General features: G+C 62.3%; 20 protein-coding genes and 1 tRNA gene. 7 read left to right on the top strand and 14 right to left on the bottom strand.

Going from position 1 to position 18,734, the window contains the following annotated elements; all coding sequences use genetic code 11:
• Positions 1-108: 108 nt before the first annotated feature.
• Complete coding sequence (locus BLT42_RS11985; protein ID WP_091771117.1) at positions 109-528, bottom strand: response regulator; 420 nt, start codon at positions 526-528, stop codon at positions 109-111.
• A 302-nt stretch (positions 529-830) separates the two neighbouring features.
• Between BLT42_RS11985 and BLT42_RS11990 the strand changes: the two genes are divergently transcribed.
• Complete coding sequence (locus BLT42_RS11990; protein ID WP_143024135.1) at positions 831-1,307, top strand: Tat pathway signal protein; 477 nt, start codon at positions 831-833, stop codon at positions 1,305-1,307.
• A gap of 56 nt (positions 1,308-1,363) precedes the next feature.
• Here BLT42_RS11990 and BLT42_RS11995 read toward each other — a convergent pair whose 3' ends face one another.
• The gene (locus BLT42_RS11995) at positions 1,364-1,660 is read right to left on the bottom strand and encodes a 4a-hydroxytetrahydrobiopterin dehydratase (RefSeq protein WP_091771121.1); all 297 of its coding nucleotides are present in this window, start codon (positions 1,658-1,660) and stop codon (positions 1,364-1,366) included.
• A gap of 98 nt (positions 1,661-1,758) precedes the next feature.
• Between BLT42_RS11995 and BLT42_RS12000 the strand changes: the two genes are divergently transcribed.
• Positions 1,759-2,031, top strand: a complete 273-nt coding sequence (locus BLT42_RS12000) for a histidine kinase (RefSeq protein WP_091771123.1) — start codon at positions 1,759-1,761, stop codon at positions 2,029-2,031.
• Here BLT42_RS12000 and bioB read toward each other — a convergent pair whose 3' ends face one another.
• On the bottom strand, positions 2,032-3,024 hold the full coding sequence (bioB, locus tag BLT42_RS12005; RefSeq protein ID WP_091771125.1) for a biotin synthase BioB: 993 nt from the start codon (positions 3,022-3,024) through the stop codon (positions 2,032-2,034).
• Positions 3,025-3,109: 85 nt separating this feature from the next.
• Here bioB and BLT42_RS12010 point away from each other — a divergent pair, with 85 nt between their 5' ends.
• A complete protein-coding gene (locus tag BLT42_RS12010) occupies positions 3,110-3,433 on the top strand; it encodes a VanZ family protein (RefSeq protein ID WP_091771127.1) in 324 nt (107 codons plus the stop codon).
• 60 nt (positions 3,434-3,493) lie between these two features.
• Here the strand turns inward: BLT42_RS12010 and BLT42_RS12015 are convergent, their stop codons facing one another.
• The 7 genes from BLT42_RS12015 to BLT42_RS12045 form a co-directional block, all read right to left on the bottom strand.
• Positions 3,494-4,981, bottom strand: coding sequence for an alanine/glycine:cation symporter family protein (locus BLT42_RS12015; RefSeq protein ID WP_091771129.1), 1,488 nt, complete (start codon positions 4,979-4,981; stop codon positions 3,494-3,496).
• 88 nt (positions 4,982-5,069) lie between these two features.
• Positions 5,070-5,636: a putative pterin-binding protein gene (locus BLT42_RS12020; protein WP_091771131.1), complete on the bottom strand. Its 567-nt coding sequence runs from the start codon at positions 5,634-5,636 to the stop codon at positions 5,070-5,072.
• A 68-nt stretch (positions 5,637-5,704) separates the two neighbouring features.
• Positions 5,705-6,775, bottom strand: coding sequence for an NAD-dependent epimerase/dehydratase family protein (locus tag BLT42_RS12025; protein WP_091771134.1), 1,071 nt, complete (start codon positions 6,773-6,775; stop codon positions 5,705-5,707).
• A 4-nt stretch (positions 6,776-6,779) separates the two neighbouring features.
• Positions 6,780-7,355 (bottom strand): TetR/AcrR family transcriptional regulator, encoded by a 576-nt coding sequence (locus BLT42_RS12030; protein WP_091771136.1) that lies wholly within the window; start codon positions 7,353-7,355, stop codon positions 6,780-6,782.
• Positions 7,356-7,554: 199 nt separating this feature from the next.
• A tRNA-Arg gene (locus BLT42_RS12035) sits at positions 7,555-7,631 on the bottom strand.
• A gap of 62 nt (positions 7,632-7,693) precedes the next feature.
• A complete protein-coding gene (locus tag BLT42_RS12040; RefSeq protein WP_091771137.1) occupies positions 7,694-8,035 on the bottom strand; it encodes a hypothetical protein in 342 nt (113 codons plus the stop codon).
• Positions 8,036-8,124: 89 nt separating this feature from the next.
• Positions 8,125-9,084: an ABC transporter ATP-binding protein gene (locus tag BLT42_RS12045; protein ID WP_091771139.1), complete on the bottom strand. Its 960-nt coding sequence runs from the start codon at positions 9,082-9,084 to the stop codon at positions 8,125-8,127.
• A gap of 78 nt (positions 9,085-9,162) precedes the next feature.
• Here BLT42_RS12045 and BLT42_RS12050 point away from each other — a divergent pair, with 78 nt between their 5' ends.
• Complete coding sequence (locus tag BLT42_RS12050; RefSeq protein WP_091771141.1) at positions 9,163-9,360, top strand: zinc-finger domain-containing protein; 198 nt, start codon at positions 9,163-9,165, stop codon at positions 9,358-9,360.
• Positions 9,361-9,408: 48 nt separating this feature from the next.
• Positions 9,409-10,944 (top strand): SLC13 family permease, encoded by a 1,536-nt coding sequence (locus tag BLT42_RS12055; protein ID WP_091771143.1) that lies wholly within the window; start codon positions 9,409-9,411, stop codon positions 10,942-10,944.
• A 3-nt stretch (positions 10,945-10,947) separates the two neighbouring features.
• Here BLT42_RS12055 and BLT42_RS12060 read toward each other — a convergent pair whose 3' ends face one another.
• Both BLT42_RS12060 and BLT42_RS12065 read right to left on the bottom strand, forming a co-directional pair.
• Positions 10,948-11,232 (bottom strand): type II toxin-antitoxin system RelE/ParE family toxin, encoded by a 285-nt coding sequence (locus tag BLT42_RS12060; protein ID WP_091771145.1) that lies wholly within the window; start codon positions 11,230-11,232, stop codon positions 10,948-10,950.
• Complete coding sequence (locus BLT42_RS12065; protein WP_091771146.1) at positions 11,229-11,498, bottom strand: type II toxin-antitoxin system ParD family antitoxin; 270 nt, start codon at positions 11,496-11,498, stop codon at positions 11,229-11,231. Before BLT42_RS12065 ends, BLT42_RS12060 begins: the two co-directional genes overlap by 4 nt.
• Before the next feature lie 156 nt (positions 11,499-11,654).
• On the opposite strand from BLT42_RS12065, the gene polA reads away from it, so the two are divergent.
• Complete coding sequence (polA, locus tag BLT42_RS12070) at positions 11,655-14,441, top strand: DNA polymerase I (protein ID WP_091771147.1); 2,787 nt, start codon at positions 11,655-11,657, stop codon at positions 14,439-14,441.
• Between the two features lie 240 nt (positions 14,442-14,681).
• Here the strand turns inward: polA and BLT42_RS12075 are convergent, their stop codons facing one another.
• The gene (locus BLT42_RS12075) at positions 14,682-15,011 is read right to left on the bottom strand and encodes a GIY-YIG nuclease family protein (protein WP_091771148.1); all 330 of its coding nucleotides are present in this window, start codon (positions 15,009-15,011) and stop codon (positions 14,682-14,684) included.
• Between the two features lie 343 nt (positions 15,012-15,354).
• Between BLT42_RS12075 and BLT42_RS12080 the strand changes: the two genes are divergently transcribed.
• Positions 15,355-16,200: a CPBP family intramembrane glutamic endopeptidase gene (locus BLT42_RS12080; protein ID WP_091771149.1), complete on the top strand. Its 846-nt coding sequence runs from the start codon at positions 15,355-15,357 to the stop codon at positions 16,198-16,200.
• Between the two features lie 101 nt (positions 16,201-16,301).
• Here the strand turns inward: BLT42_RS12080 and gyrB are convergent, their stop codons facing one another.
• Complete coding sequence (gyrB, locus tag BLT42_RS12085) at positions 16,302-18,701, bottom strand: DNA topoisomerase (ATP-hydrolyzing) subunit B (RefSeq protein WP_091771150.1); 2,400 nt, start codon at positions 18,699-18,701, stop codon at positions 16,302-16,304.
• Positions 18,702-18,734: the final 33 nt, after the last annotated feature.

Consider the following 18,734-nt stretch of genomic DNA (forward strand, 5'->3'; position numbering starts at 1 on the left):
GGCCCGACACTCTTCCGAGCGAAGGATGTCCCGCCGAAGCCAGAGGCGCAGGCGGACACCCCGTTTCCCCGTACATCACCGGACTTGGCGCTCGCGCGCGACGCCGGCCTATGCGCCGGCCAGATCGGGCAGGGCCTGGCTGATGCGGGCGACGGAGCTGATGACGCGGCGCCAGGCCAGTTCATCGACCGGTCTCTCCAGGGCGCCGACCACATTAGAGAAGACGCGCGCGCGTTCCGACATGCCGGCTTCGCGTGAGAGCGCAATCACCGGCAATTGACGAAACCGCCGGTCTTCCTGCATTCGCTCCAGCAGCCAGAGGCCGTCACGCGGTCCGGTCAATTGCCCCAGCAGGACGCAGGCCGGCCGCCGGCCGCCTGGTGCCATGGCCCAGCATTGCATCATCTCCCACGCCAGCTGGGTCGAGCGGGCGTGCTCAAGCTGGACATCGAGCGAAAACCGCTCGAACGCCGCCTTTATCTCGGCGGAGTCGGCTTCATGATCTTCAACCAGCAGGATGCGCTTCATTGCTCTTGCACTCCATCCGGCAGGCCCGGCGGGCCGTAACTCGTCAAGCGGCCCTTGCGGGCGGGGCTGTGGGCAGGCCGTCACAAGGACGACCCTGCCGGTTGACCGGCGCATCAGGAATCCGCGCAACTGGCTCGGGCAGGACAGCAACATAAAACATCCTGACCTGCCCATGACCGCGATCACGGAGGGCGCAAAATATTCAATAGTTTCGGGCCCCTTTTTGGAGCCGGGGGGCGTGAGGTGCGCGGTTGAGCCGTGCGCGAACGCTTCTTTTACCGGTCTTGCGCTAGGGTGCAGGCATGAAACATTCAACCGCACTTCCGATACGATCCGTGCTGACCCTCGGCCTGGCGCTTGGCCTGATGCTGGCCCCAGGCGAGATGGCGCTTGCGAAAAGCGGTGGTGGCGGTGGTGGCGACGCGGCTCCGGCCGAGGACAGCCGGCATCGCAGCGTGACATCGTCAGACAATTACCTGCCCCTGCCGCCCCTGATGGCGACGGTGCAGGCGAATTATCGCGCCCGCGGCAATCTACAGATTGAGGCGGGGCTCGAGGTGGAAGATTCCCGGCTTCGCCGCCAGGTGGAGCAGGCCATGCCGCGGCTGCGCAATGCCTATGTCACCGCGCTGAGCGTCTATACCGGCGTCAATTACCGCTATGGCGCCGTGCCCGATGCGGACCGGATCGCCCAGCTGCTGCAGGACGCCACCGACATGACGCTGGGCACGGATGGCGCCCGCGTTCTGATCGGCATGGTGATTGTCAATTCCGACTGAGCCGCCCCAATCCTTGAGGGTCACGGCAAGCCCGAGATCAGGCCCTGGATCTGCAATCACCCGGCAATCGAATCCATGAAACGCGCCAGTTCCAGATCGAGCGTCGTGACGCCGCCGGCGTCATGAGTGGTCAAGGTCACATCGACCCGGTTCCAGACATTGAACCATTCGGGATGGTGATTCATCACCTCGGCCCGGATCGCCACGCGGGCCATGAAGCCCCAGGCTTCATTGAAATCGGCAAAACGGTAGGATTTGTGGATCGCATCCTTGCCCTCGACCGGCGCCCAGCCTTCCAGCTGCGTTGCTGCGGCGGCGGCGCCTACACTCTGGCCCGTGGTCGGTGTCGTCATTGCCTGGCTCCATCCATTGGCAGCGCAATCGCGCGTGAGGCGAAATTTAACTCTCTTGCGAGCATATTACCGGTCAAACCGATGCATGGAGCAAGGGCATGACCCATTTTCTCGTATCCGAGGACAATCCCGACGGGCGCAAGCTCGAGGACATCCTGGTTGAGCTGCGCGCTGACATCCTCACCCGCTGCACCAAGATCTCCAGCGATTTGCGACCTGAAGCCCTGGAAGTAATGGCCAATAACATGGCCATCCTGCAGCATGTCTCCGATGCAATCGAACTGGCCATGGACTCCACAGCCCTGCTCGACCGGGCCTTCGGACCGTCGCAGACGATGAAGGGTGGCCCGCCACGCATTGGCGAAGGCTGATTACTCCGCTGCCGGCAAGGTCGAGGCCTGCAAACCGAGCGCCTTGAACATCGCCATGTCATCATGCTGGTCCGGATTGGGCGTGGTCAGCAATTCCTCGCCGACAAAGATTGAATTGGCCCCGGCCAGGAAGCAGAGCGCGTGCAGTTCACGGCTCATCTCCTCACGCCCGGCCGACAGCCGCACGAAGGATTTCGGCATCATGATGCGGGCCGTCGCAATGGTCCGCACAAAATCGATCCCGTCGAGCGGCTTGCTGTCACCCAGCGGCGTGCCCGGCACGGCGACAAGATGGTTGATCGGCACGCTTTCCGGCTGCGGCGACATGATGGCGAGCTCGGTCAGCAGACCGATGCGCGCATCCTCGCTCTCGCCCATGCCGACAATGCCGCCGGTACAGACATGAATGCCCGCACCGCGCACCTGGGCCAGGGTGTCGAGCCTGTCCTGATAGGTCCGCGTCGAGATCACCCGGCCATAATCTTCCGGCGCGGTATCGAGATTATGGTTGTAATAGTCCAGCCCGGCATCGCGAAGCTTCTCGGCCTGACCATCATCGAGCATGCCGAGCGTGACACAGGTCTCCATGCCCATCGCCTTGACGCCGGAAATCATGGCGCAAACCTTCTCCTCATCGCGCGGCTTCAGCGAGCGCCAGGCGGCGCCCATGCAGAAGCGCGTCGCGCCGCCGGCCTTGGCGCGTTCGGCAGCGACCAGCACTTCGTCGAGCGGCATCAGTTTGGACGCGCTCAGACCCGTGTCGAAATGCGCCGACTGGCTGCAATAACCACAATCCTCGGCGCAACCGCCGGTCTTGATCGACAGAAGCTGGCTGGTCTGGACCTGGTTGGCGACATGGCACCGTCTGTGCACAGACTGGGCTGTGAAGACCAGGTCGTTAAACGGGGCGCGGTAGATTTCCGCAGCTTCAGCACGCGTCCAGTCGGAACGGGCTTGCAAGAGGCGGTCGATATCATTGAGTAATGTGGTCATGGATCATCAGTCCCGAAACAATTCCGGCGACCCTAGAAACAGTGGAGCCGCGCGTCCAGATGCGGGACTGCGCTGGGCCGGTCGTGTGCTGTTTGTGACCACCGGATTGCTGATCACGGATCTGGCGCTGCAACCCGGCCTGCCGACGCCGCCCGAGCTGTTTGGCCCTGACAAGATTGAACATTTGCTGGCCTTCTTCGGGCTCACCGTCCTGGCGCGCATGGGGTGGCCGCGGCGGGTCTGGCTCACATCGATCTTTCTGCTGTCTTACGGTATTGGCATCGAGCTGGTGCAGGGATCGACGATTTTCGGTCGCACCGCTTCGGCCGCGGATTTTGTCGCCGACCTGATCGGCATCAGTCTGGGCCTGGTTTTCGCCCACCTGATCACCCGCCACGCACCGCGCTGACATCCCGACATGAAAAAGGCCCCGCCGAAGCGGGGCCCTCTCACAGTCACAGGTCCAGGCCTATTCGGCGGAGGACGCAGCCTCGGCCTTGGCCGCTTCCAGCTTGGCGAAATACTCCTTGGTCATCTTGAAGACCAAGGGGGACAGGGCCAGCAGGGCCACCAGATTTGGTGCTGCCATCAGTCCGGTCAGAGTATCCGTCGTCAGCCAGATAGTGTTCATCAGCTCGGTGATGTTATCGCCCGCATAGAGCAGCATGGTCGCAGCCATGATCATCGCGATCCACAACCAGCGGAATGGCGTGACGACTTTCTCGCCGAGCAGATACTCCGCACAACGCTCGCCATAATAGGACCAGCCCAGAATGGTCGTGAAGGCGAACAGGGCCAGCGCCGCAGCAACAAAGTGCTGCCCGAAGCCCGGCAGGGCCGAGGCAAAGGCATCACTGGTGATGCGGGCGCCGGTCTCGCAGATCTCCGGTGAACTGCCACCGAGGGCGAACAGGCCGGCATCGCATTCCGCCGGGATCACGCCCGAGGTCAGGATGGCCAGACCGGTGATCGTACACACCATGATGGTATCGATGAAGGTGCCGAGCATGGCGATAATGCCCTGGTCGACCGGATCATTATTCTGTGCCGCCGCGTGAGCGATTGGCGCCGAACCCTGACCCGCTTCGTTGGAGAAGATACCGCGGGCAACGCCGCGCTGCATGGCCAGCATGATCAAGGCACCGGAGAAGCCGCCCGCTGCCGCGCCAAAGCCGAAAGCGTTGGAGAAGATACGGATGAAGGCTTCCGGAATGACGGTGTAATTGAGAGCGACAACGACGAGGCCGACAGCGATATAGGTGATGGCCATCGCCGGAACGATTTTCTCGGCAACACTGGCGATCCGCTTGATCCCGCCCAGGATCACCAGGCCGGCCAGCACAGCGATCACAGCGCCGGTGATCCAGTATTCAACGCCATAGGTGTCACCGATCGTGCGAACGACCTCAACGGTCTGGATCGCATTACCGGTTCCAAGACCCGCCATGACGCCGAACAGGGCGAACAGGCCGCCAAGCCAGACCCAGCTCTTGCCCATACCGTTCTTGATATAATACATCGGCCCGCCGACGCGGCGGCCATCGGCGTCCACTTCGCGGAATTTCACCGCCAGCACGCCTTCGGAATATTTGGTGGCCATGCCGACCAGGGCCGTCATCCACATCCAGAACAGGGCGCCCGGCCCGCCAATGGCGATGGCCACGGCCACGCCGGCGATATTGCCGGTGCCGATGGTCGATGACAGCGCGGTCATCAGGGCACCGAACGGGGTGACATCACCCTCACCTTCGGACTTGCGGCCCTTCATCAGCTCGCCAAAGGCGAAGCCGATCTTGCGCAGCGGCATGAAGCCCAGACCCACAGTCAGATAGATGCCGGTGCCCAGCAGCAGGATCAGCATGGGCGGACCCCACACCATGCCATTTACGAAATCCACATACCCCGTGACGACATCAAGTGTCGTCGCTGCGTCAGCAGCCCCAGTCACATCTTGCATAATCTTCCCCGATTTCTGCTTTGCGGCACATTAGGCAGGAGTGGGACGGATTGGAACAGGTTTTGTGCGGCCACAGCGCAGGACCGGCCTATTGCGACGCTGCAGAGACAAGCTCGATTGCAAACACGCCCCAGAGCCAGTCATCATCAGGCATGTCGGCCAGCGCCGGATCGCTGCCCCGCGGCCAGACCAGCATGGCGGGGCCAAAACCGCCTATCCCCAGCGGTTGCCCGTCCATCCGCAGGGCGAGAATGACGTCATGCTGGAGCACGCGATCCAGCTCGATCTCGCGCTGATAGCCATCGAGCGCAGTCACGATCAGCCTGTCCCCGCGCGGGTTCGCGATCGCGAGCACATCGCGCAGGAGGGGGCCGGAAAAGCGGCGGACCGGACCGCCAAGCGGGAAATCGGTTTCGATCAGATGTTGCTCGAGCGTGGTCAGGCTGGCCCAGTTGAACAGGCAGGCCGCGTCGAATTCCATGCCGAAGGCGCCAAACAGCGGTTCGGTCACCGGATCTACCGGACCGCGGTCCACCGTACCGATCTCGCCATACACAGTGAGGATATCCCCACTGGCCTCATCGCTGCCGGGCGTCGGTGGCTGGCAGGCGGCGACGCCCAGCAACACGGCAGCCAAAATCAACATTCGGCGCATCGCCAACTCTCCATTCTGCGGTGAGACCGCAGTCTAGTCCGGCGTTCGCCCCGCGCAAGGCGTGGCGGCTAGCCCTTGTTCGGGATCAACCGCCCGGCATCAATCAATTGCTGGAACAGCTCGACCACCGACGCCGCCATCGGCCGATATTCGATCCCGAGCTCACGCACGCTTCTGGAATTGTCGGCGTGGAAATCGATATCGACACTTTCTCTGACGCGTTTGCGGGTCAGGGCCGGATTGATGATCGGGCCGAACAGCCAGACGACGAATTTCGGCATGCGCTTGTCCGCGATCCTGAACTGGTCGCCATAATGCGCCCGCAGCGCCGCGGCCATCTCGGGAAAGCCGGAATCATGGGCCGACAGGATATAGCGCCCGCTCGCCTCCGGCGTGAAACCGGCCTTGATGTGGGCCGCCGCGACCTCGCGGACATCGACCATGCCGATGCGGAAATTGGGCACCCCATTGGCCATGGCGCCGGTGCCGAACTGCATCATGATCGCATAGCTCTCGCCGCTGGTGTGCGGATTGATACCGGGTCCTAGAATGAAGGACGGGTTGATCGCAATCAGGTCCCAGCGATCCTGGGCGCCGGCGATGGCCCAACCCTCTTTTTCTGCCAGAGTCTTGGAATAGGCATACGGCTCCTCGGTCAAGCTCGAGCTCGTATTCCACTCGGCCTCCGTCAGCATTTTTTCCGGCATGTGCCTGATATCGGCATTGGTGCTGTAGATCGCGGCGCAGCTCGATGTCATCACCACGCGCCTGACCGTCGGCGTCGCATTGGCAGCATTGAGGACATTGCGCACACCATTGACGGCCGGGTCAACGAGTTCGGTTTGCGGATCCGTGACGTTGAGCGTGAAGGGCGAGGCGGTGTGGATCACCAGTTCACAGCCGGCCATTGGCGCCTCGAAAGAGGCTGCATCCATCAAGTCGGCCCTGAAATACCGGATCTGGCCTGGCGTGCCGGCGGCGACGGCATTGAGATATTTGAGCCCCTCGGCATTGTCGGGATTGCGCACGGTGGCGTGGACGGTATGGCCCGCCTCGAGCAATTGCCTGACGATGACGCCGGCGAGATAGCCGGTGGCGCCGGTGACCATGATCGGGGCCTGCGGATTGATCTGCGTCATGAGCTCAGTCTCCACTTGGGGTGAGGGCAATCCCGCGCCAGAAAATCCCGAAACTGGTGCGGGCAATATCGTCGGCGGGGGCAGCGGGATGGGCGAGCAGAAAGTCGATCGCGGCGCCGATCTGGGCTTCCGCGAGCGCCTTGAGCAGGGCCGGGTCAACCGGACGGATCACGCCGCCCGTCATCGCCTCGCCGATCAGTTCCAGCGTCGCTCCAAACATGTCGATTCCGTGGGCCCGCGCACCGTCGCCAATCTCATCGGACAGTTTCAATTGCCCCAACAGCGCATAGCGATCCGGATGGGTCCGGGCCCAGTCGATCGCACCGGTCCAGTAACCCGCCAGCCGGTCATGAACTTTGCCCGATGGCGGTGCTGCAGCCTGCAAATGCGTCGCCCATGACTGTTTCAGGCTGAGATAGACCGCCTCGACCAGCGCCGCCTTGGACGGGAAATAATTGAACAATGTCCCATTGGCGACACCGGCCTCGCGAGCAATCAGGGCCGTCGGCGTGTCCCAGAAACCGCGCTCGTGAAACAGGCGGATAGCGGTCTCGATCAGCTTAGCGCGTTTGTCGATCATGGGGCAAACTAGATCTGACTGACTAATCAGTCAACCCGACACCGTCTTCAGACAGGACCACGGGGCCGGGAGATTTCTTTGGGGTTACGGTCGAGGCATCCATCGAGCGGGCGGCCGCTCTGCAACGCGAGGAGACCGGGATCTGCCGGCAACCCGCAAAGCGCGTCCGGCGTGACGTCTCAAACAAGGATCAGGGAAATGGTGCACCCGACGAGATTCGAACTCATGACCTCTGCCTTCGGAGGGCAGCGCTCTATCCAGCTGAGCTACGGGTGCGCACTATTTGGCAGGCTTACCCGATGCGCTTGCCGGGCGCAATCTCGTAGCGCGGAGCGGATTCAGTCGCCATCCCCGCCCGATCCGAGATCGCCGAAATGGTCGCTGGCATGATCGTCGCGGCGGCGGCCGGCGCTGTCATGCTGGCCGAGCCCCATCATGCCGATGCCGACACCGGAATCGACGCCGTCGACGCCGCGATTGCGGAAATAGAGTTTCGGGCCGGGCCGGGCGAGCCAGCGATAGGTCAGCAGCGCCATGATCGCACTGCCCAGAATCAGCACCAGGGCGAAGCCGGCACCGACCGCGCCCTGCGGGTGCATGAAAATGCCGAAAAACCAGGACAGGAAGACAAATAGCGGTGCCGCGACCAGGAGCGCGAAAGCCTGCCGGACTACTTTCATGATCGTCTATGCCTCCCTGTTCGGCGGACGCAGCGGCCCGTCCCGTACACTATCGGCGGGAAACATGCCGAAAAAGCGGCGATGCCGGCCTAGGCGTCCTCGCGATTATAGGTCAGCGACAGGAAGACATCTTCCAGATCCGCTTCCTCGGTCCGCAAATCGGCGATGCGGGCACCACTGGCGTGGAAGCGCTCGATCATCTCCGCGACGGAGACTTCGCCAAAGCGGTAGGAGATCGCCAGCGAACCATCGGGCCGGATTTCGGCATCAAGACCATCGAGCGAGGCGGGCACGGCCGGCAGCGCTTCGCCGGGCGTGATGACCAGCGTCTTGCGATCCATGCGCTTGAGCAGGGTTTCCTTGGGTTCGCAGGCGATCACCTTGCCATGATCGATAATGGCGATCTCGTCGCACAATTCCTGGGCTTCCTCGAGATAGTGCGTCGTCAACACGATGGTGGTGCCCCTGGCATGCAGCTCGCGCACGAAATCCCAGAGCTGGCGGCGCAATTCGATATCGACGCCGGCGGTCGGCTCGTCGAGCACCAGGACGGGCGGTGTGTGCACCATCGCCTTGGCGACCAGGAGACGGCGTTTCATACCGCCGGACAATTGGCGCACATAGGCATCGCGCTTGTCGGTCAGGCCGAGCACTTCAAGCAGCTCGTCGGTGCGGCGTTCCTTTTTCGGCACGCCATAGAAACCGGCCATCAATTCCAGCGTCTCATAGGGCGTGAAAAACACGTCAGCGCTGATTTCCTGCGGCACGACCCCGATGGCCGCGCGTGCGGCGCGGCTGTCCTGGTCGATATCAACGCCCCAGGTCCGCGCCGTACCGCTGGTCTTGTTGGTCAGGCCGGCAAAGATATTGATGAAGGTGGATTTGCCGGCACCATTGGGTCCAAGCAGGCCAAAGAATGAGCCCCGCTTGACCTTGAGGTCGATTCCCCTGAGCGCTTCCTTGTCCGGAGCCTTGCCGCCTCCGCGATAGGTTTTGCGCAAATCGGTCGCTTCAAGCGCATATTCGGGCAGTTTTATTGTGTCGGACATGTCGCCTCGGAATTGACGGCCAGCGGGGGAAGGCCATAACTAGGCATCCTCCTATCCCCTGTCCATGAGGGCTAACGCATGGCCGACGCCGCAAACACGATTCCACCGTCCGAATTCATCACGATCACCGGCCACCGCATCGCCTGCGATGGCGGCGGCGGCGCGCTGGGACATCCACGGGTTTTCCTGGAAATGGGCCAGGATGATTTCGTCGAATGCCCCTATTGCGACCGGCGTTTCGTCAAGGCAGGGTCGGCGCAAGACCCGAAAGCCTGATCATTTGCGGCCGCAGGGCTGAGACCTGACCGTCTGGGGAGGCGCTGCATGTCCATGATGTCGAGCCAGAGAATCGGTCTGATCACCGGGATCGCCCTCGCCATCGGCCTGCAATTCATTCCCCTGCCCGACGGGCTCAGCCGCGAAGCCTGGCTGCTCGCCTCGCTCGGCCTGCTGATGGCCAGCTGGTGGGCGACCGAGGCGATACCCATTGCCGCCACGGCGCTGATCCCGATCGCCATTTTCCCCCTGCTCGGCATCACCACGACCGGCGGCGCCACCGCACCCTATGCCAGCCCGATTGTCATGCTGTTGCTGGGCGGTTTCATCGTCGCCCTGTCGATCGAAAAATGGAATCTCCACACCCGCATCGCGCTCAATATCGTCGCCAAATTCGGTGGCCATCCGGCAGCCCTGATCGGCGGCTTCATGCTCGCCTCGGCCCTGCTGTCGATGTGGATCTCCAATACCGCCACCACGCTGATGATGATCCCGATTGCCCTGCGCGTGGCGCAGGAGGTCGAGCGCGAGGGCGTCAGCTCGAAATACTTTGCTCCGGCGCTGGCGCTCGGCGTGGCTTATGCGGCCTCGATTGGCGGTATGGGCACGCCGGTCGGCACGCCGACCAATCTCATCGCCATCGGCTATCTGCGCAATGAATTCGGCCATTCGCTCGATTTCGCGACCTGGATGGGCATGGGCCTGCCGGCCGTGCTGCTGATGATCCCGGTCGGCTGGTTCGTGCTGACGCGCCTGGCTTTCAATCTCAAGGGCGCGCGCGAAAGCGATGCCGCTGAAGACATGGTGCAGCGCGAACTGACCGGCCTCGGCAGGATGACGATCCCGGAAATCCGCGTCGCCACCCTGTTTGGCACCGTCGCCCTGTTATGGATGGGCCGCTCCCTGCCGGCCGAACTTCTGACCTGGACACCCTTCTTTTCCGGCGAGGGCTGGAACTGGGGCTGGAACCCGCTGCTCGCCGGGCTCACCGACAGGCTGGGCATTCCGGTCGCGGTCCAGATGACGGATACCCAGATCGCCGTCATGGGCGCCCTGGCCACTTTCCTGATCCCGGCCGGCGCCAAGGGTGAGGCGCGCGGCGAAGCCCTGATGAATTGGGACGGACTCGCCCGCCTGCCCTGGAATGTCGTCATTCTGTTTGGCGGCGGCCTCTCGCTGGCGGCAGCGCTGTCATCGACCGGTCTGGCAGACTGGCTCGGCGGCCAGCTCTCCTTCGTCTCCGACTGGCCGATCCCGCTGCTCATCCTGGTGATGGTCGCCACGGTCGTCTTCCTGACCGAGCTGACCTCGAATGTCGCGACCACGACCGCCTTCCTGCCCGTACTCGGCGTGCTCGCGATAAGCGCCGGCGTGCCCCCGGAACAGCTCGTCCTGCCGGTCGCGATTGCCGCCTCGACTGCCTTCATGCTCCCGGTCGCAACAGCACCCAACGCCATCGTCTACGCCTCCGGCGCCGTCACCCAGGGCCAGATGATCAAGGCCGGCTTCCGGCTCAACATCGCGGCCATCCTGATCATCACGGCGATCGGGATTGTGGCGGGGCAGTTGGGGTTCGGGGGTTAGGAGTCAATCGGCTTCAGGGAAGAGGCGATTGCCCTGCAGAATGCGTTCGATGCGCATGACACCATCGGCGATACGATAGAAAATCAGGTATTGGCCATGCGGCTGGCCGCGCAACCCCTCGCCCAGTTCGGGCCGGAGGGGAGCCGCTTCCGGGAAGGCCGATAGTCGGGCGCAAGCGCTCCGAAGCTCTGCGATAAAACTCATCGCTCTCAGCGGATTGTCGAGCGCGACATAGTCGCCGATTTCCTCGAGGTCCGCCACGGCCCTATCCGAGAAGACCAGTTTCACAGCAAACCCTGATCCTTGGCCATCTGCTCATACTTGGCCGTGAGCCGTTCAAACACCTCCTCGACAGGTATCCCCGGCCCACTCTCTGACCCCAGCCGCACCGCCTCGCGCAATTCCTCCAGCTCGGAGAGAAATTTCGCCTCTCTTTCCTCGACCATGCGCAACCCGTCGCGCAGGATTTCGCTCTTGGAATTATAGCGGCCGGATTTGACCAGCTCGGCCATCAGAGCTTCAAAACGCGGACCGAGAGAATAGCTGCTGGGCATGGCGGGGCACTCCTGCTGATCGGGATGATAATTATTATCACAAATCGCCCACTCCCGGAATGGCCGCGTGGATGGCATGACCCGCCGCAACTCCCCCATGACCTGCGCCGCGCTCCGCGCTAGTCTGCGCCAAATCGAAATCCCGAGGATTCTCCCATGGCCGTTCAAAGACCTGTCGATGCCTCCAGCCATGTCTATCTGATCGACGGATCGGGCTATATTTTCCGCGCCTATCATGCGCTGCCGCCACTGACCCGCTCCGACGGAACGCCGGTCGGGGCGGTGCAGGGTTTCTGCAACATGCTGTGGAAACTGCTCGAAGACATCAATCACGGCGAGAAACCGACCCATCTGGCAGTGATTTTCGACCATTCCGGCAAGACCTTCCGCAATGACCTCTATCCGCTCTACAAGGCCCACCGCCCGCCGGCACCGGAGGATCTGGTGCCGCAATTCGCCCTGATCCGCGAAGCGACGCGCGCCTTCGGCACGCCTTCAGTCGAAGTCGAGAATTTCGAGGCCGACGATCTGATCGCCACCTATGCCCGCCAGGCCGAGGCCAAGGGCGCGCGCGTCTCGATTATCTCCTCGGACAAGGATCTGATGCAGCTGGTCTCCGACCGCATCACCCTGTTCGACACGATGAAAAACAAACGCATCGATGCCGACGGTGTGTTCGAGAAATTCGGCGTCGGGCCCGAGCGGGTGATCGATGTCCAGGCCCTGGCCGGCGACAGCGCCGATAATGTGCCCGGCGTGCCCGGCATCGGCGTCAAGACGGCGGCGCTATTGATCAATGAATATGGCGATCTCGACACGCTGCTGGAGCGCGCCGGCGAGATCAAGCAGAATGCCCGCCGCGAGAAACTCATCGCCCATGCCGATGATGCGCGTATGTCGCGCCAGCTGGTGACGCTCGATTGCGACAGCCCGCTCAATGCCCAGCTCGATGAATTCGGCATCACCGATCCCGACGCCGAGCCGCTGGTCGCCTTCCTGAAAAAGATGGAATTCCGCACCTTTACCCGCAAGGTGGAAGAAACGCTGGGCGGGCCTGCCGCCGACGAGACCGGTTCGGCGACCGCCCCGATTGACCGTTCGCAATATGAGTGCGTCACCACCATGGCGCAGCTCCAGGACTGGATCGAGCGCTCCTATACCGCCGGCGTCATCGCCGTTGACACCGAGACCGATGCCCTCTCCTCCAATGCCGCCGGTCTGGTCGGCATCTCCATGGCGACGGCGCCCGGCAAGGCCTGCTATATCCCGCTCGCCCATATCGATCCGGCGGCGACCGGCGATATGTTCGACACCGGCAAGGCACCGGAGCAATTGCCCATGGAGGCGGCGCTCGCGGCGCTCAAACCGCTGTTTGAGTCCCCCGCGGTCCTCAAGATCGGCCAGAATTTCAAATATGATCTCGGCGTGCTGACCCGCTATGGCATCGATGTCGCGCCGATCGACGACACCATGCTGATCTCCTATGTGATGGATGCCGGCCTGCACGGCCATGGCATGGACGCGCTCGCCGAAATGCATCTCGGCCACACCTGCGTCCCCTTCAAGGAGGTGTGCGGCTCGGGCAAGAACCAGATCAGCTTCGACAAGGTACCGCTCGACAAGGCGACGGAATACGCCGCCGAAGACGCCGATGTGACCCTGCGCCTGTGGGAGATCCTCAAACCCGCCATGGTCGCCAAGAAGAAATCCACCGTCTACGAAACCCTGGAACGCCCCATGCCGGCCGTGCTGTCGGCGATGGAAAATTGCGGCATCAAGGTCGATCCTGACCAGCTCAAACGCCTGTCCTCGGAATTCGCCCAGAAAATGGCCGGTGCCGAGGCCGCGGCCCATGAGGCGGCCGGGCGCAATTTCAATGTCGCCAGCCCCAAGCAATTGGGCGAGATCCTGTTTGACGAGATGGGCCTGCCCGGTGGCAAAAAAACCAAGACCGGTGCCTGGTCGACCGATGCCGCCATGCTCGACGATCTCGCCGCCGAGGGCCATGCCCTTCCGGTGGCGCTGCTGGAATACCGGCAATTCGCCAAGCTGAAATCGACCTATGCCGACGCCCTCTTCGCCGCGATCAATCCCAAGACCGGCCGCGTCCACACCTCCTTCTCGCTGGCGGCGACGACGACGGGCCGTCTCTCCTCCAACGAGCCCAATCTGCAGAATATCCCGATACGCACCGAGGAAGGCCGCCGCATCCGCGAGGTCTTCATCGCCGAGCCGGGCAATGTCCTGGTCGCGGCCGATTATTCCCAGATCGAGTTGCGCCTGCTGGCCGAGATCGCCAATGTCGACACGCTGAAAGACGCCTTCCGCCACGGCGCCGATATCCACGCCATGACGGCCTCGGAAGTGTTTGGCGTGGCCGTAGAGGGCATGGATCCGATGGTGCGGCGCAAGGCCAAGGCGATCAATTTCGGCGTCATCTACGGCATTTCCGCCTTCGGCCTCGCCAAGCAGATCGATGTTTCACGTGAAGAGGCCAAGAATTTCATCAATGCCTATTTCGAGAAATTCCCCGGCATCATGGCCTATATGGACAAGATGAAGGATGAGGTGAAAGCCAGGGGCTATGTCGAGACCATTTTCGGCCGCCGCTGCCACTTCCCCGGCATTGCCGAGAAGAACCCGAATATGCGCCAGTTCGCCGAACGCCAGGCCATCAACGCCCCGCTACAGGGCGCCGCCGCCGACATCATCCGCCGCGCCATGATCCGCATGCCCGACGCCATCCAGCGCGCCAAACTCGACGCCCGCATGCTGCTCCAGGTCCACGACGAACTCATCTTCGAAGTGCCCGAAGGTCAGGCTGAGGACATGATTGCTTTGTCCAAGAAGGTGATGAGCGAGGCCTGCCGGCCGGCGCTGGAGCTCAGCGTGCCGCTGGATGTGGATGCCAATGCGGGGAAGACCTGGGGCGAGGCGCACTGAATACCTGAACCCATAAATTACATACGGTTGTCATCCCTGACGGGTGCCCCGCGCATGCGGGGCGCAGATCAGGGACCCAGACGCCTGACGTTGATCGCTTCAAGTATACGGCGCGACACAATCTCCCCGCCCCGGCGACACACACAGAGCCCGGCCTCAGAAACCTGAGCGTCTGGGTCCCCGATCTGCGCCCCCGACCAAGTCGGGGGCATCCGTCGGGGATGACAACGGGTGGTGAATTTACCAGTTACGGAGGTGCAGCGGCGCGAGACCGGCCGGCTCGGTCCCACCGATACTGGCAAACAGATCGATCCAGTCCGGGTTCTCACGTTCGATCATCGTCGTCTTCCAGTCACGCCGCCAGCGCTTGATGCGTTTTTCCCGCGTGATCGCCACGTTGATATCCTCATGGGCTTCCCACCAGACAAGCCGTTCCACCCGGTATTTTTTGGTGAAACCGGGCACCTGAGCCGTTTTGTGTTCGAACACTTGCCGCACCAGATTATTCGTGACGCCACAATAGAGCGTGCCATGCCGACCCGAGGCGAGCAGATAGACGAAGTAGAGTATATTACAATTTTAGCGGGAATAGCAATTTTTGTCATCCCTGACGAATACCCCGCGAATGCGGGGTGCAGATCAGGGACCCAGACGCCCGACATTGATCGCTTGAAGCACAAGGCCCGACACAATCTCGCCGACCCAGCGGCAAGCGCGGCGGCCCGCGTGAGAAACCTGAGCGTCTGGGTCCCCGATCTGCGCCCCCGATCAAGTCGGGGGCATCCGTCGGGGATGACAAGGGTATGGTCTTATAGGCGGGGGAGGACCCGGGACGCCGCCCGAAACCTTCCCGCTATCGCACTACCACTCCCGGGCCTAAACCGCCCCGATCATCAGCGCGGGGAGACGCAGCATGAGCACCGACAGCACAGAGCGCCGTAAGGCCTGGACCACGATTGCGATTTTCCTTGTCATCGTCACCGGGCTGAGCGCCGTCTTCCACTACGCCATCGTCAATCTCAACCCGACCAGCCTCTATGTCGGCCCCCTGATGTGGTGTCCGGCGCTGGCGGCGTTTGCGACGCTGGCGATCCGCGGGCGCAAGTTGTCCTCGCTGCCATGGCGATGGGGCAAGTGGCGCTTCAATCTGGGCGCCTTCGCAACGCCCATTCTCTATGTCGCGATCGCCTACGGGCTGATCTGGGGCCTCGGGCTGGGTGGCTTTCCCGATCCGGAAACCCTCGCCGAATGGGCCGGCGAGACGGGGCTGGAGGTCTCAACGCCGGTGCTGATCGCGGTGATGGTGGTGTTGATCGGCACGATTGGCTGTATCCGCGCGGCGAGCACGATTATCGGCGAGGAAATTGGCTGGCGCGGCTTTTTCGTCTGGGAATTGCGCAAGGTGATGCCGTTCGGCGCCGTCGCCCTGTTCAGCGGCGTCATCTGGGCCTTCTGGCACTGGCCGATCGTGGTGTTTTACGGCGGCGGCGAGGCCTGGCTGCAAATGTCGGCCTTCACCGTGATGATTTGCTCAATGTCGGTGATGATGACCTATTTCACCTTCAAATCGGGCAGCCTGTGGCCGGCCGTCTGCTTCCACGCCGCCCACAATGTCTATTTCGACAAATTGTTCAATCCGCTCACCAGCGATGCCGGCAATACGGCGCTCTGGGCCGGCGAATACGGGTTGATGATGCCGGCGGTGACGCTGGTTCTGGCCGTGATTTTCTGGCGCAAGGCGAAAGCGGAGGGACTATAGCCAACCCGCACGCCCTGAATGGCAGACCTGTGGCAGGCTGACGCCGGGCCAGTGGCAGGCGGACAGCCAGCCAGCGCGACGGCCCGCGAAATCCGATCCGATCAGGCGTCGACTTCCGCTTCCAGCGCGTGTTCCTGGATAAATTCACGTCGCGGTTCAACGACATCGCCCATCAATTTGGTGAAGAGCTCGTCCGCCGTGTCGGCATGGGTGACCGAAACCTGCAACAGGGTGCGCACGTTCGGATCCAGCGTGGTTTCCCAGAGCTGTTCCGGATTCATTTCGCCCAGACCCTTATAGCGCTGGACTTTCATACCCTTGGAGCCTGCCGTGACCACAGCATCGACCAATTGTGTCGGGCTGTAAGTCGTCACCGGACCGTTTTTGGAACTGAAAACCGCCGGTCCGATATAGACATCGGCAATCGCCAGGCCACGCTCGGACAGACGCCGGGCATCGGGGCTTTCGCGCAGCGGGGCATTGAGCACCACGGTCTCGGTAACGCCGCGAACATCACGGGTAAACACCAGATTATTATCGGCATTCAGCTCACCGACCCAGGTGTTTTCACCCTCGTCAGCAAAGCCGTTGAGACGCGCAGCCGCAGCCTGGATCGCGTCCGCAGACGGTTCGGGAACCAGGGCTCCCGACAGCGCCGCCGCCTCCAGCGCGAAGCCGGGCGCACGCACCTGGAGCCGGTCAACAGACGCCTTCACGGCCCGCGCCGTACCAACCCGGTCGGCCAGGTCGGCGCCGGTGATAACCTCGCCATTGGCCAGCCGAAGATCGGCCTCGCTGGTGCCTTCCTCGATCAGATAGGCATCCATCTCGGCCTGGTCTTTGACATAGCGTTCCGAGCGGCCCTTGGTGATTTTATACAGGGGCGGCTGGGCGATGTAGAGATGCCCGCGCTCGATCAGTTCCGGCATTTGCCGATAGAAAAAGGTCAACAAAAGCGTGCGGATATGGGCGCCGTCGACATCAGCATCGGTCATGATGATGACTTTGTGGTAGCGCAATTTGTCGTAATTGATCTGGTCGCGACCAATGCCGGTGCCGAGCGCCGTGATCAGCGTTCCGACCTGTTCCGAGCCGAGCATGCGATCAAAACGCGCGCGCTCGACATTGAGGATTTTACCGCGCAGCGGCAGCACAGCCTGATTGCCGCGATGGCGGCCCTGCTTGGCAGAACCACCAGCTGAGTCACCCTCGACGATGAAGATTTCAGACTTGGCCGGATCTTTCTCCTGGCAATCGGCAAGCTTGCCGGGCAGGGAGGAAATTTCCAGCGCCGACTTGCGCCGCGTCAGCTCACGCGCCTTGCGCGCAGCTTCGCGGGCCGCCGCGGCCTCAATGATTTTGCCAACGATTTGCTTGGCTTCGATCGGATGTTCTTCAAACCATTCCGCCAGCGCCTCGCCGACAATGCCTTCAACGGCCGGGCGCACTTCGGAGGAAACCAGCTTGTCCTTGGTCTGGGAGGAGAATTTCGGATCCGGCACCTTGGCCGACAGGACGCAGGTCAGACCTTCGCGGGCGTCATCACCCGTAATGGAGATCTTCGCCTTCGCCGCCAGCCCGGAAGAGGCCGCGTAATTATTGACGATACGCGTCAGAGCACCGCGGAAACCGGCCAGATGGGTGCCGCCATCGCGTTGCGGTATGTTATTGGTGAAGCAGAGAACATTCTCGTGATAGCTGTCATTCCACTCCAGCGCCGCCTCGACCATCACGCCATCGCGCTCACCCTGGATCAGGACCGGCTCGGGGAAAATCGGGGTCTTGGTGCGATCGAGGTGGGAGACGAAGGCCGCGACGCCGCCCTCATAGACCATGGTGTCGGACCAGACCTCTTCCTCGCGCTCATCGCGCAGGGTGATCTTGACGCCCGAATTGAGGAAGGCCAGCTCGCGCAGACGGTGCTGCAGCGTGGGCCGGTCAAACTCGGTCATGGTGAAAGTGTCTTCGGACGGCATGAAGCGCACTTCCGTGCCCGTCTTGCCCGGATCGACATCGCCCATAACCTTGAGATCTTCGTCTGCAACGCCATGGCGGAAGCGCATATAATGCTCCTTCCCCTTGCGCCAGATCGTCAGATCCATCCAGACCGACAGGGCATTGACGACCGAAACGCCAACACCATGCAGACCGCCGGAAACCTTGTAGGAATTCTGGTCGAACTTACCGCCGGCATGGAGCTGGGTCATGATGACCTGGGCCGCCGACATGCCTTCGCCCTTGTGGAAATCGGTCGGAATGCCGCGACCGTCATCGCGGACACTCGCCGAGCCATCGGCGTGCAGCGTCACCAGGACTTCGGAACAATGGCCAGCCAGGGCTTCATCGATCGCGTTGTCGACGACCTCATAAACCATGTGGTGCAGGCCCGAGCCATCATCGGTATCGCCGATATACATGCCGGGACGTTTGCGGACGGCATCAAGGCCCTTGAGGACCTTGATCGATTCCGCGTCGTATTCGTGATTCGGTTGTTCGGTCATGGCGTGATTCTACCGCACACGGAGTCCTCTGGC

Source organism: Maricaulis salignorans, assembly GCF_900103475.1.
Classification (GTDB): domain Bacteria; phylum Pseudomonadota; class Alphaproteobacteria; order Caulobacterales; family Maricaulaceae; genus Maricaulis; species Maricaulis salignorans.